Genomic DNA, 13,318 nt, shown 5'->3' on the forward strand with positions numbered 1-13,318 from the left:
CGCGAAACGCCGAGCCAAGAAGGCACTGCCGGGGCTGGCGGAGACGCCCCGCAAGAAAGCACGGGGCAGGGCACGCATGGAGGAACTCAAAGCCGACCCCGAGGCGGAACGCACGGTGCTGGAAGCCCGTGCCCGCCACACAGGCCACACAGGCGACAAGACCGAAATGCGCAACCCCGCGCTTGGAGAGGCCGCAGGGCAGGCGATATACGCCGTTCATGGGGGCACGGTGCGGCGTGACAGCAACGGCAACGAGATTGACGTGGCTAAGAGCCTCTGGACCACCTACAAGGGCTGCTCAGACGCTTACAGGCGGTATCTGTCCGTTTGCATCGGGGCATCCGTTCACGCAAAGACGGCGAAATTGGAAATGCTCCCCGAACGCTTCGAAGTAGAGGAAAGCCTGCACTACGACGATCGTAGCGACGACGAGCGGCACCGGCATGCGGCGGATAAATGGGGCGAATGGAAGGTTGCGCTTGATGCGATTGGCCTGGGGCATTCATCGGAAATATTCTCAGCCATGCACGGGTGGGGGGAGTTGGTGGATAACGGAACGGTCACGAAGGCTGGAAAGCGATTTGTCGAAGCTGTTGAAACGCTGGAAAAGGAGAGTGAATAATGCGGAAATTGAAAAGCTGGTCAGACGCGGCACATGCTTGCCCATTCTGCAAGGAGACAACAAGAAAGCTATTGTCTAAGGAGCGGATAAACACCCGTACAGGCGAAACCATCCGCAGGGAGTATGTTTTAACCTGCCCTAACAGGTGCTTTTCCTTTACCGGCGCACTAGATGATGTGCTTGATCGTCTTTCAAAACACCAAGGTTGACCCGCATCGGCGGAACACGTATTATACTCGCGAAGCGAGGACCGCCCACCAGAAACAGGGGGCGGTTTTTGCGTTTAGGGCCACCTCCTAACCGGGGTGGCTTTTTCTTTTTCCGGCACCCGAAAGGACTGGAAGCATGACCCGCAAAATAGGGGAATCTACGGAAAAGCCCGCCGGTAATCGCGGCAAGGGCAGGCCAAAGGGTTCCAAGAACAAAACAACTGCAACGGCCAAGAGCATCATCGAAGAGGCCGCAGAAGGTCTAGGCGGCGCAGGTCGCTTGCTTGCATGGGCAAAGGAAAACGAAGCAAACGAGCGCGTTTTCTGGTCCAGCATCTTTCCCAAGCTAATGCCGCTGCAAGTGAATGGTCCGGGCGAGAGCGGCGAACACACAGTGATTGCCAAGATCACCCGAGAAATCGTTGCACCTTCGAATTCCAACGGCTGAGGTATTCAGTCCGCTACTCAACCCAAGCAGGTACAAGGGCGCACACGGCGGCAGGGGGTCGGGCAAGTCACACTTCTTTGCGGGCTTGGGCATAGAGGACGCGGTACGGTTTCCCGGTGACTATGGCGAGGGTCTTCGGTGGCTGTGTTGCCGTGAAACACAGAAGTCGCTGAAAGAATCTGCGAAATACCTCATCGAGAAAAAAATAGGCGACCTCGGCTTAGGCGGGCAGTTCAAGATATTCCGCGAGGTTATCGAAACGCCGGGCGATGGCTTGATTGTTTTCACTGGCCTTGCGGATCACACAGCGGAAAGCGTCAAGTCATACGAAAACTTTCACCGGGCATGGATTGAAGAAGCGCAGGGCGTCACGGATCGAAGCTTAACGCTTCTACGCCCGACAATCCGCGCCGAAGGTTCCGAGATATGGGCAAGCTGGAACCCGAGCAGGCCAACGGATGCTATTGACCAGCTATTGCGCGGCGACAGAAAGCCGCCGAATGCAACGGTTGTGCAGGCTTTGTGGTCTGACAATCCGTGGTTTCCGAAAGAACTGAATGACGAGCGGGAAAACGACCTAAACCTGTGGCCAGAGAAATACGGGCATATCTGGCAAGGCGAATACGCGACTGTCCTGGAGGGCGCATATTACGCGCGTCACCTGACGGAAGCGCAGTTGGCTGGTCGGATTGGGCCGCTATCAACGGATGACCTACTGAAAACCTACGCTTTCTGGGATCTGGCGGGCACAAGCGACAAATCGGACGCGGTGGCAATCTGGATTGCACAGCAGCGCGGCGACGAAATCCGGGTGCTGGACTATTACGAGGCTATTGGACAGCCGTTTGACGTTCACGTGGGCTGGCTGCGCAAGCACTGGCCGGATGCGTTCAACGTTTTGCCGCATGACGGTCACAAGCACGACACGGTGTATTCCGTCACGCCTCGGGGCTTTCTGAGCGATGCGGGCTTTGGTGTCCACGTTGTGCCGAACCAGGGGCGCGGCGCGGCATTGCAGCGGATTGATGCGCTGCGGCGGATATTCCCGCGTCTGCGCTTTAACGATGAGAAAACCAAGGGCGGGCGCGAAGCCTTGGGTTGGTATCACGAAAAGAAAGACGAAAACCGGGGTATTGGCCTTGGGCCGGATCACGACTGGTCAAGCCACGCGGCAGACGCGGCGGGCTTACTGGCGATTTGGTTCGAGATGCACGGGCAGGAAACCATGCAAGGACCAATCCGGCGTAAGTTGAAAGGCGTGGCATGAAATACACAGGCTTGCTTGACCTGATTGACGGCGGCGGCGCTGGCACGTCAGGTAGCGAATTCAAAGGCGGGTTGCTGTCCAACTTTCTCAACGAAATAGGCATTCGCCCGCGTGGGTATCGTGACAGGCAAGAACAGATGGTGCGCCCGCAAATGCGGCCACGCACGGCGGCTCCAATGCCTTCGCCGGTATCAACCGCGCCAATACCTCAACAAGCCCCACAGCCTGCTCCGCAGCCGATGGGCAGCGGCATGACACCGGCCAACAACTACGTGCCGGAAAAGCAATACGGCGGGCGCGGCATGGTGGGAATGCCAATACCGTACAATCTGGATGAAGAAACGGTCAGCTATTTGCGGTCCGTTGGCATGTCGCCGTTTTGAGCCAAGAACCGCAGCGCCGCGCAAAGCCGTGGTCAGAGCGTGGGGGTAAGTAATGGCAATCACAACCTACGCAGAGCTCAAGACAGCCATTGCGAATTGGCTTGACCGTGACGACCTATCGGACAGCGCGGGCGACTTTATTACCTTGGGTGAGCGCAAGCTGGAACGCGAGGTAAAGCACTGGAAGGGCGAAAAGCGGGCAACGGCCACGTTTGATGGCCGGTTTACAGCGGTGCCTGCGGATCTGCTGGAGGTTTTGCGCCTGCAAGTGGACATTGACGAGCGGCCCTTGCAGCTTGTGAACGCGCAGGAAATGCACCAGATGCGGGCGCGGACAAGCAACACGGCGGGGCGTCCGAAATACTTCGCCTTGGTCGATAGCAGCTTTGAGGTCTACCCGACGCCGGACGAGGATTATACCGGGACGCTGTATTATCGCGCCACGCTGCCAAGCCTGAGCGACAGCAATACGAGCAATTGGCTGTTGGAGATTGCGCCCGATGCGTATCTCTACGCCTCTCTGCTGGAAAGTGCGCCATTCCTGCGGGATGACGAGCGGTTGCAGACCTGGACGGCGCTATATGGCGCGGCGGTGAACCAGATCAACAAGGTGTCGGAGCGTGCCACGCACGGCGGTTCTCTGCGGATGCGCATCAAATGACGTGGGTGGATATTGCGGAGGCAAGCGATAGCTGGGCCGAGGCCGACACGGAAGGCACGTTTCTGGAAGACGAAAGCGGCAATCTGTTGCTGGATGAAAGCGGTAACGCGCTTGAGGGGCCGCGTGTGTTGTTCTGGGCCGCGCAAAGCGAAGCATCGGATAGCTGGGTGAGCGTGTAATGGGCAACAAGATTAACCGCACCGATATTTACCCGAACACGACGCCAGCGGACGCGGATCATGTCATTGGCACGGATGTGTCCAACGTGTCGAATGACAGCAACGGCGAAACAGTCACGTTTACCATTCAGAGCATTCTTGCCACGCAGCACGATCACACGCTTTCCGATATCACGGATGCAGGCACAGCGGCGGGCAATGACACGGGTGACTTTGCTGCCGCGTCTCATACGCACACGCTGTCCGATATCACGGATGCTGGAACGGCGGCGGCAAATGATACGGGGGACTTTGCCACCGCAGCGCAGGGGGCTTTGGCCGACAGTGCACAGCAGCCACCTTCCGAGGGCGCTTTTGTTGACGGCGACAAGACCAAGCTGGACGGCATTGAGGCCAATGCAGATGTAACTGATACCGCCAATGTCACGGCGGCGGGTGCGTTGATGGACAGCGAGGTCACGAACCTTGCGCAGGTCAAGGCATTTGACAGCACAGACTACGCCACGGCAGCGCAAGGGGCGCTTGCTGACACGGCAGTACAGCCCGGTGATGATGCGGACGCGCTTGGGTCTGGCTCGGCCACGGATGGTCAGGTGCTTACAGCCGATGGCGCTGGAAATGCAGCATGGGAGGATGCAGCAGGCGGCGGCGGGCTGGTTTTCCTCGCGTCGTCTGACCTTTCGTCCGATGCTACGTCGGATTTCACCGCCTTTGATGCGGGGCTGTACGATGCTTATGAGTTCGTGTTTCAGAACATAATTCCGGCCACCGACGATGTGGATTTTACCTTCCTGAGCAGCACAGACGGCGGGTCAACGTGGGACGACACATCTGGCGACTATGATTTTGGCTGCATAATTCTGCGATCCGGCACTGTCTTTGATACGGATAGCGGCAATGCCGCATCAATTGCCCTAACCGGCACCGGAGCGCTCACCATCGGCAATACTTCCGGGTATCCGGGATTGAGTGGTCGGCTTTTTGTACCGGGTCCGCATCTGGCAAAGAAAACACAGTTCCTTTGGAACACCAGCTTCTACGATCCAAGCGGTAACTTGGTAATGCTTACTGGCAGTGGCCTGCGGCAGTCCGAAGCTGATGTGAACGCAGTGCGCTTCCTTTGCTCATCTGGAAATATCGCATCTGGCACAATCACAATGTACGGCATGGTGAGCGCATGACGCTGTATAAAAACGTGAATGGCGAGCGCGTCGAAATGAGCGCGGCCGAGGAACAGGCTTTACGGGATGAGTGGGAAGCGAACGAGGCCAAGCCCACCCCAGTTCCTTCTGAGGTCACAATGCGGCAAGCGCGGCTTGCTCTGTCCCGTGCCGGAAAGCTTGCCGATGCGGAGACGGCTATCGCGGGCATGACTGGTACGGCAGGCGAGGAAGCGCAGATCGAGTGGGAATACGCCACCACGCTACAGCGAGATCACCCGCTGGTCCAATCTCTAGGCCCGGCCATCGGGCTTGATGCGGATGATCTGGACGACCTGTTCATTGCGGCAGGCCAGATCGTTTAATCCTATCTCTTGAGGTAAAGCATGGCAGACACGACGACAGAAACTTACGGCCTCACAAAGCAACAAAATAATACAAACGATTCCACTTGGGGCGTCAAGATTAACGATAATTGGGATAAGGTTGATGACCTTCTGGACGGCACTACGGCCATTGCGCCGAACCTGACGGAGGGGTCTTGGCAGGTCGGCGGCGTGGCTGTCACCAGCACAGCAGCAGAATTGAACAAACTGGATGGTGTGACTGGTAACCCGTTGAGCGATGCACAGACTGACACGCTAACCAAGGGCTTTGACGTCACGGCTCATGACGCCGGAACCAAGTCAAGCGGCACGTACACGCCTGACCCGGCTAACGGGAATTTTCAATACGCGGTGAATGGCGGCGCACACACGCTCGCACCGCCTGACAGTGATTGCTCGCTAGTCATCCAGTACACGAACAACGCCAGCGCAGGTGCGGTAACGACAAGTGGCTTCACAGCAGTAACAGGCGTGAGCATCGGCACAACGGACGGTGATGACTACCTGTTTTATATCGCACGCTGCAACGGCTTTTCGCATTTGAACGTGGTGCCGCTTCAATGAGCCTGATGCCGGTGTTTTCGCCAATACCGAACTTGGAGCTGCTCGGCACATGGGTTTCGCCCGACAACACCACGGCACCGGCGTGGGACTTCACCAGTATCAGCTTTGATGAAGGTGATTTGCTGGTTGCCATCTCCGTTTATGGCGTGGGGGATACACCGGCTGGTCCGGCTGGCTTTACCGCGCTTGAAGAACTGACGGGTGCCTCGACAAACATCGGCATTTACTCGAAGGTCGCAACTGGATCTGAAACCACGTTTTCCAATTCGGTTGCATCCAGCAATGTTGCAACGGCGGTGCTGCGAAATGCATGGCCGGGCGCTAGCGACAGCCTGGAAAATAGCGACGATCCGCCAGCCATTGCTAACGCTGGTGGTGATGTTGTTTTCGCCCTGTATGCGCGAGACAAGGATGAGCCGACAGCATCCGCGCCGTCTGGTTATACACTTGCAGGGGCGGAGTTCGCATCTGCGGCGGATTCATTCATTGCGCTGGCATACAAGCAAGACGCCAGCGCCAACGAAAATCCCGGTTCTTTCGGGTCATTCAGCGGCGCTGACCGTTCCGTCGCCACATTCAGCATTACCGCAGGGTGAGACATGCCGCTTTTGCCTTTGGACATTCCCCCCGGTATCGTCAAGAACGGCACCGATCTGCAAGCCCGTGGCCGGTGGGCTGACGGCAATCTGATACGCTTTCACGAGGACAGCGTGCGTCCCATCGGCGGCTGGCGGGAGTTCAAGGCAACGGGCATCACGAACCCCGTGCGTGGAATGCTTGGCTGGGTTGAGAATGACGGGTCGCGGTGGGTCGCGGCAGGGTCCAGCGATGAGCTGCACGTTGTCTCCACGTCCGGCACGGTCACAGACATAACGCCGTCCGGTTTCACGTCCGGCCTTGTTCGCTCTGCAATCAATACGGGGTACGGCGGCGGGACATACGGCACGGGCACCTATGGCACGCCACGCGACGATGCCACGACTTACGACGAAGCGGCTGTGTGGTCGCTGGACACATGGGGCGAGTATCTTGTCGGATGCTGTCGGTCGGATGGAAAGCTTTACGAGTGGCAGCTTGACACCGGAACAGCAGCAGCGGCCATATCGAACGCGCCGACGAGTTGCGTCGGGCTGGTTGCGACGGAGGAACGGTTTCTGTTTGCCCTCGGTGCGTCTGGCAACAGGCGCTTGGTTGCGTGGTGCGACCAGGAGGACAACACAACGTGGACGCCTGCCGCGACAAACCAAGCGGGTGATTTTCCCCTGCAAACGTCCGGCGAAATCATGCAGGGCGTCAGAACGCGGGGGCAGACGCTCATCCTGACCAACGTGGACGCCCACACAGCGACGTTCGTGGGTGGCAACACGGTCTACAGCTTTGAACGCATAGGCGAGGCGTGCGGCGTTATTTCCCGGCTTGGGTGCTGCGTTGCAGAGGGGTCCGCCTTCTGGATGGGGCAACGGTCCTTTTTTCAATATACGGGCGGTGGCGCGGAGCCGCTTGAAAGCGAAGTCGCGGACGAAGTGTTTACGAACATGAACCGTGCACAAGCGTCCTTGATATGGTCGGTGACAAACTCGCTCTTTGGCGAAATCTGGTGGTTTTACCCTTCGGCCAGCAGCATCGAGGTTGATAGCTACGTGGTGTACAATTACCGCGCGGGCCATTGGGCAACGGGAAGCATCGACCGGACGGCAGGCTTTGACCGTGGTACGTGGCGCTATCCCATGTGGATCGACAGCACCGGGGACTTGTACGAACAGGAATATGCCTTCGCGCACGGCGGGGAAACGCCGTTTGTTGAGAGCGGGCCTGTGCTTCTCGGCGCGGGTGACAGGGTGATGGTTTGCAAGAACCTGTACCCCGACGAAGAAACACAAGGCGAAGTGCAAGGGACATTCAAAACGCGCTTTTATCCGAATGGAACGGAGCGCGAATACGGTCCTTATGACATGACGAACCCGACAAGCATTCGCTTCACGGGGCGGCAAGTGCGCATGAGGCTCGAAAGCACCGGCCCGCAGGATTGGCGGGTCGGGACAATGCGGATTGACGCAGACGCAGGGGGTGAGCGGTGAGACTTCCCAACGTTCCGGCGCAATACAGGGCCGCGACCGAAAAAGAGCGCAATCGGACGCTTGAATTGGCCGACAGGCAAAACCGCAAACGCCGGGATGACGTTGAGATTGGCGATGAACGGCTGATTTTGAAAAGCCCTGACGGCACACGCTTCAACATCACGGTAGCCAATGACGGCACAATCAGCGCCACTTCGCTTTAACGAGGATGTGCGGGGGTGGTTGCAGCCCGCGCTGGATCTGCACGACACACACGACATTGAGGACATAGAACGCGCTGTAGCTTCCGGGCACATGCAGCTTTGGCTTGGCGAACGCGGGGCACTTGTAACCGAAATTCAAAGTTATCCGAAGCTGAAGGCGCTGCACATCTTTCTGGCGGGCGGCGAGATGGACCAGTGCCTTGATTTTCTGCCCTCGATTTATGTCTGGGCGGAAATGCAGGGATGCGGGCAGGTCACGCTATCGGGCCGCACCGGCTGGAAGCGCGTTTTGGCAGACGATGGCTGGACACAGGCAAGCATTGTCATGTCCCGCGATATAAAGGGGTAAAACTATGGGCAGTTTGAAGGGCGGCGCGGAAAGCACGTCGAGTGTTCCGGCATTTGTAACGGATGGCGGCAAGTTCGGCGTTGATCGTTCCAAGCAACTCGCGGAAATGGGGTACATGCCCTATTTCGGGCCGGACGTGGCGGCATTGTCTCCGATGGAATACTCGGGGATACAGAACACCGCAGGGGCTGCGAATGCTTTTGGCATGGCGTCACCGGGGCTGATGGATGCTGCGACAGGCGGCAGTCAACGGAGTGGTCAAGGTGGACTGATGCACGCAACCGGGCAGTACAAGGTTGCGAACGTGGGCGACAGCGAAAAAGCGCAGTTCGTCAATGACATGTATCAAACGCAGCTAGGCCGCGCACCGGATCAAGCCGGGTATGACTATTACATGTCCAAAGACATCAACATGGATAACCCCGAGGCGTTCAAGCAGGGCTTTAATCAGGGCATTCCGCAAGACCCGCTCACGGGGCTACCGGCTGCGGGCAATTATGGCGGCATGGCGGGCTATTCGTCCGGCCCGATGTACCAAGGGGCGCTGGATGAGTTGCAGCGGCGCAGGCCGGGGCAGTTCGCTGCGTATGAGGGCATGTTTATTGATCCTCAGACCGGCGCGTCACCAAGCGGGCTTGGCAATGAGACTGCGCCCGCCAGCGGGCAACCGTGGATGAGTCCGAAAGAGCGGCAGGCCCGAGAATGGGCACGGACTGTGTACGGCGACGAGTCCTATTGGCAGAACTGGGGGAAGTAATGGCAGGCGCACCTATGGGCGGTGGACAGCCGCAACAGCAAAACCCGTATCAACAGGCTTCCGGGGCGTACAATAACGCCCTGAATACCGTGAATACAGCCATGACAACCATGCAGAATACGCCGGTCGCGGAGGCTAAGGGGTATGGATACGACGCACAGGCAATGGATCGTGCGCGGGACGTTGTGGCGGGGCAATTGTCGAACACCAGCCTTGATCCGTACATGAACCAGTTTACCGGCCAAGTCACCGATCAGGTGACGGCGGACATGGAGCGGGCGCGGCTGATGCAGCAAAACCAAGCCAACGACGCCATGCAGGCGGCGGGGGCGTTTGGCGGCGCTCGTCATGGTATCGCAAACGCGGAGACTAACAGGAACTATTACGACCGTCTTGGCGCGACCTTGGGCGATTTGCGGTATCAAGGCTATCAGAACGCGCAAAACATGGCGTTGCAGGATATTGGCAACACGATGCAGGCCGACATGTCGAACCAAGGCGCGGACCTGACGACCAACCAATATAACGCACAGGCGGAAAACGCGGCACGGGCGCAGGGTGCACAGGCCAGAACGCAGGCCAGCCTTGCGAATGCACTGGCGCAGAACCAAGCCAACCAGAACCGCTTCACCAACACCATGAGCGCGGCGCGGGGGTACAGTAGCCTTGCCGATCAGGGCTTTGGGTTTGGTCAAAACATTACCAACCAGCAGATGCAGCAAGGGGCGCTGACACGCGGGATCAACCAAGACGTCATTGACGCGGCACGCAATCAGTTCGGCAACTACACCAATGCGGGCAATCTTGGCCTGTCGCCGCTATCGCAATTCGTGAGCGGGAACTACGGCGGCACGACGAGCGAAACGAGTAATCCCGGCCTGTTGGGAATGCTTGGTAGCGGCCTCAGCATTGCGTCAGGCTTCGGTATTCTCTGATGATCCGCGACGGCATCATAGAAACGGCCCGCGCCATCGGAGCGGACCCGCTCGATCTGGCAACGGTCATTAGCTATGAAACGGCGGGCACATTCGACCCGACAAAGCGCGGTCCAACAACGCAATGGGGTCAGCATCGCGGGTTGATCCAGTTCGGGGAGCCGCAGGCGCGGCAATACGGCGTGGATTGGAATGATCCGGTTGGCTCACAGCTTGGGGCGGATGGCGCGGTTGCGCGGTACTTCAAGGCAAGCGGCTATAAGCCGGGGATGGGGTTGCTTGACCTCTACTCGACCGTCAATGCGGGCGCACCGGGGCGCTACAATGCGTCAGACGCGAACAACGGCGGCGCACCGGGCACGGTACAGGACAAGGTAGAAAACCAGATGGCACCGCACAGAGCAAAGGCGGCGGAACTTCTGGGCATGTCGGAAGGTGGCACAATGAACCAGACGATCAGCACACGCGGCTCACAGGGCCTTCTAGGCATGTTGGGCGGGGGTAACGACCGACCAGACCGCAGCGAGGCTCTGGACCGCATTGCAATGGGTCTCATGAGCATGTCCGCCTATCCCACGGCAGGTATGCGGGCGCAGATGGGCGCTATCCAGGATCGGGCGCAGGATCGGCGGGATACCAAGCGTGACGCGACGCAGCGGAACAAGACGGCGGATTGGTTGCGCGGTCAAGGGATGGATCAGTATGCCGCTGGTGTGGAATCCGGGGCCATTACGGCGCGGGACGCTATGACTATGGCGCGGCAGCAGGCTGACGCAAACGATCCGAGCGTTCAATCCTCGCAGTCGCTTCCCGATAATTCCGGTGTTGTTCAGGTCATGCGAGACGGCACGACGCGCGTTGTCACGGCGGGCGGTGAGGTTCTTACCGGCGATCAGGCAATGGAGTTTGTCCGTAAGGCGGGCAGCACCTACACCGATCAACAGCGCAGCATCTACGGCGCACGGCGCGAGGGCACGCTGGGCGCGGATATTGAGATGGGCGGCGAGGCCGCGCGGGTTGCCAAAGAAGGTCAGATGGCCCCTGAGACGGCCAAGGAATACCTTCAGCAAGCCGAACTTGTCGGCTCGACCATCCGCAACATGGACAGTGCCATTGCGGCAATCGACCAGGGCGCGGAGTCGGGCATCGTCTACAACATGCTTCCGAATGTCACGAAGGCATCGGCGGAACTAGCGAACGCCAAGCAACGCATGGGCCTTGATGTGATTGGGTCTGTAACCTTCGGCGCATTGAGCGAAGGCGAGTTGAAACTGGCGATGGATACCGCCGTCCCGCAAAGCCTTGGGCCGGAAGAGCTGCGCGAGTGGCTGGTGCAGAAGCGCGAGGCGCAAACCAAGATGCACGCGGCTCTTGTGGAAGCCTCCGCGCACTTCGCGGGCGGCGGTACTATGGCGGATTACGTGGGCAAGGTGCAGGGTAATCAGCCGAGTGCTACGCCCTCTACGGACAGCGGCGGCGCGGTCCAGCGTAAGCGATTCAATCCTGACACAGGGGATTTTGAATGACCGAAATAGAAATGCCTGACGGCACTATTCTGGAATTCCCGGATGGTATGTCTGACGACGCTATGCGTTCGGCGGCCCAAAGGTATTGGCAGGGGCAGCAAGGCCAACAAGCGCCGGATGCGCCACAAGCCGACATGTCGTTCATGGGGCGTCTCAAGGATAACGTGGTTGGCGTTGACGATGGGGTCATGTCTTTCGGGGAAAAGGCCGCGACCGCTCTCAATATGGGCGGTGAGGGCCTTACCCTTGGTCTTGTGGGGGATGAGGCCGCAGCAGCGGCTGACGCGGCTGTAGGGCGCGGAGATTACGACGAGCGCCTTGCCAAGTATCGTGGTGATGAGCGGCAGTTCAGCGAGGAAAACCCGGTCGCGGCGGTGGCGTCAACTGTGGTGCCTAGCTTGGCGGTTCCGGCTGGTGCGGCCATGAAAGGAGCATCTCTTCTTGGTAAGTCCGTACGCGGCGCTGCGGCTGGAGGTGCTGGGGCTGGTTTGTTTGGCTTTATGGAAGGCGAGGGCGGGTTTGAGAATAGAAGGCAATCCGGCGTTGAATCAGCAAAGGTCGGCGGCGCTTTGGGCGCGGCAGCGCCAATAGCTGGTGTGTTGGCGGCAAAAGGTGTGAACCGAGTGCGCGGCAATCGCGCAATCAAGCAGGCAGCTAAGGCTGCGCCCACGCGCGAGCAGCTTGAACGCCGTGCTTCGGAGATTTTCGAAGACATTAAAGCACAAAACCTACCCCGTGCGGAATTTCGGGACGCTATGGCTATGGCAATCCGTGAGGCACGAGAATCCGGCATGGATGAAATGCTGACGCCGGGCGCGGCAAGGGTGGCAACCAAGATGGATGATGCGGCTCAAGCCAATACGCCTGAGATGGGAATGCGCGAAGTCAACACCTTGCGTCGTCAAGCACAGGTTCCAGCCGGTAATATCGCCAACCGTACAGAAAGTGCAATTGGGTCACGCTTTATCAGCGCCATTGATGATCACGTTGAAAACGTTGCACCGCGCCTTGGTGAGCGCGGCAAAGAAGCCCGGCAAATGTGGTCTACGCTCCGCAAAATGGATCAGATGGACGATATTTTTGCACGGGCGGAACAGTACGCCAGTGGCACACAAAACGGCCTCATGTCCGAGTTTCGCCGCATTCTAAAAAACAAGAAGCTGCAACGTGGTTTCAGCGAGGCGGAATTGAAAGCGATGAAGCAGGTGACAAATCCGGGCTTGCTTCAAAGCCTCATCCGGCAGGTGGGCCGTATTGGTGTTTCGCTAGACAATGGCTCGAATGCCTTGGGGGGCATGTTGGGCGCTGGCGGTGGTGCAGCTATTGGCGGGCCTGTTGGGGCTATTGCCGCGCCTCTGGTCGGCACTGCGGCCCGCAAGGGGTCGGAACGCATGACAAACGCAGCGGCGCAGCGTGTGAGTGACGTTGTGCGGGCCGGTAACGTCCAACTACCTACGTTGTCTAATCAAGCTGCTGGGCTTCTTGACGAGGCTCTGCTTCGGGCTGGCCGCGCAGGGGCAATTTCTCAAAGTCCGTAATCGACAGGCTGATATAGGCAATAATGAACAAGGAGCCTAACAGCGCCCACCAG

At 58.7% G+C, this 13,318-nt stretch carries 17 protein-coding genes; all 17 read left to right on the plus strand.

The features are described 5' to 3' along the window. The first annotated feature begins 76 nt into the window (after window positions 1–76). The 17 genes from PVV74_RS17285 (at window position 77) to PVV74_RS17365 (ending at window position 13,265) form a co-directional block, all read left to right on the plus strand. The gene (locus PVV74_RS17285) at window positions 77–622 is read left to right on the plus strand and encodes a hypothetical protein (protein ID WP_274594086.1); all 546 of its coding nucleotides are present in this window, start codon (window positions 77–79) and stop codon (window positions 620–622) included. 345 nt (window positions 623–967) lie between these two features. After that, window positions 968–1,279 carry a hypothetical protein gene (locus tag PVV74_RS17290; RefSeq protein WP_274594087.1) on the plus strand — a complete coding sequence of 104 codons (312 nt, stop codon included), beginning with the start codon at window positions 968–970 and terminating at the stop codon, window positions 1,277–1,279. Beyond that, a complete protein-coding gene (locus PVV74_RS17295) occupies window positions 1,254–2,546 on the plus strand; it encodes a PBSX family phage terminase large subunit (protein ID WP_274594088.1) in 1,293 nt (430 codons plus the stop codon). The genes PVV74_RS17290 and PVV74_RS17295 overlap by 26 nt, the downstream gene beginning before the upstream one ends. After that, the gene (locus PVV74_RS17300) at window positions 2,543–2,929 is read left to right on the plus strand and encodes a hypothetical protein (RefSeq protein WP_274594089.1); all 387 of its coding nucleotides are present in this window, start codon (window positions 2,543–2,545) and stop codon (window positions 2,927–2,929) included. The genes PVV74_RS17295 and PVV74_RS17300 overlap by 4 nt, the downstream gene beginning before the upstream one ends. A 52-nt stretch (window positions 2,930–2,981) precedes the next feature. After that, entirely contained in the window at window positions 2,982–3,590 is a 609-nt protein-coding gene (locus PVV74_RS17305) for a phage adaptor protein (RefSeq protein WP_274594090.1), read from the plus strand. Then, complete coding sequence (locus PVV74_RS17310; protein ID WP_274594091.1) at window positions 3,587–3,769, plus strand: hypothetical protein; 183 nt, start codon at window positions 3,587–3,589, stop codon at window positions 3,767–3,769. Before PVV74_RS17305 ends, PVV74_RS17310 begins: the two co-directional genes overlap by 4 nt. Further along, window positions 3,769–4,950 carry a hypothetical protein gene (locus PVV74_RS17315; protein WP_274594092.1) on the plus strand — a complete coding sequence of 394 codons (1,182 nt, stop codon included), beginning with the start codon at window positions 3,769–3,771 and terminating at the stop codon, window positions 4,948–4,950. Before PVV74_RS17310 ends, PVV74_RS17315 begins: the two co-directional genes overlap by 1 nt. After that, the gene (locus tag PVV74_RS17320) at window positions 4,947–5,294 is read left to right on the plus strand and encodes a hypothetical protein (RefSeq protein WP_274594093.1); all 348 of its coding nucleotides are present in this window, start codon (window positions 4,947–4,949) and stop codon (window positions 5,292–5,294) included. The genes PVV74_RS17315 and PVV74_RS17320 overlap by 4 nt, the downstream gene beginning before the upstream one ends. A gap of 21 nt (window positions 5,295–5,315) precedes the next feature. Next, the gene (locus PVV74_RS17325) at window positions 5,316–5,879 is read left to right on the plus strand and encodes a hypothetical protein (RefSeq protein ID WP_274594094.1); all 564 of its coding nucleotides are present in this window, start codon (window positions 5,316–5,318) and stop codon (window positions 5,877–5,879) included. After that, window positions 5,876–6,475: a hypothetical protein gene (locus tag PVV74_RS17330; RefSeq protein ID WP_274594095.1), complete on the plus strand. Its 600-nt coding sequence runs from the start codon at window positions 5,876–5,878 to the stop codon at window positions 6,473–6,475. Before PVV74_RS17325 ends, PVV74_RS17330 begins: the two co-directional genes overlap by 4 nt. 3 nt (window positions 6,476–6,478) lie before the next feature. Continuing rightward, complete coding sequence (locus PVV74_RS17335; protein WP_274594096.1) at window positions 6,479–7,957, plus strand: hypothetical protein; 1,479 nt, start codon at window positions 6,479–6,481, stop codon at window positions 7,955–7,957. Next, a complete protein-coding gene (locus PVV74_RS17340) occupies window positions 7,954–8,160 on the plus strand; it encodes a hypothetical protein (protein WP_274594097.1) in 207 nt (68 codons plus the stop codon). The genes PVV74_RS17335 and PVV74_RS17340 overlap by 4 nt, the downstream gene beginning before the upstream one ends. A gap of 19 nt (window positions 8,161–8,179) precedes the next feature. Continuing rightward, window positions 8,180–8,509: a hypothetical protein gene (locus tag PVV74_RS17345; RefSeq protein WP_274594098.1), complete on the plus strand. Its 330-nt coding sequence runs from the start codon at window positions 8,180–8,182 to the stop codon at window positions 8,507–8,509. 4 nt (window positions 8,510–8,513) lie between these two features. Next, entirely contained in the window at window positions 8,514–9,266 is a 753-nt protein-coding gene (locus tag PVV74_RS17350) for a DUF4214 domain-containing protein (protein WP_274594099.1), read from the plus strand. Beyond that, window positions 9,266–10,201: a hypothetical protein gene (locus tag PVV74_RS17355; RefSeq protein WP_274594100.1), complete on the plus strand. Its 936-nt coding sequence runs from the start codon at window positions 9,266–9,268 to the stop codon at window positions 10,199–10,201. The genes PVV74_RS17350 and PVV74_RS17355 overlap by 1 nt, the downstream gene beginning before the upstream one ends. Next, window positions 10,201–11,727, plus strand: coding sequence for a hypothetical protein (locus tag PVV74_RS17360; protein WP_274594101.1), 1,527 nt, complete (start codon window positions 10,201–10,203; stop codon window positions 11,725–11,727). Before PVV74_RS17355 ends, PVV74_RS17360 begins: the two co-directional genes overlap by 1 nt. Continuing rightward, complete coding sequence (locus PVV74_RS17365) at window positions 11,724–13,265, plus strand: hypothetical protein (RefSeq protein ID WP_274594102.1); 1,542 nt, start codon at window positions 11,724–11,726, stop codon at window positions 13,263–13,265. The genes PVV74_RS17360 and PVV74_RS17365 overlap by 4 nt, the downstream gene beginning before the upstream one ends. Window positions 13,266–13,318 lie beyond the last annotated feature (53 nt).

This window comes from Roseovarius sp. SK2 (assembly GCF_028807495.1).
In the GTDB taxonomy this organism is placed as follows: domain Bacteria; phylum Pseudomonadota; class Alphaproteobacteria; order Rhodobacterales; family Rhodobacteraceae; genus Roseovarius; species Roseovarius confluentis.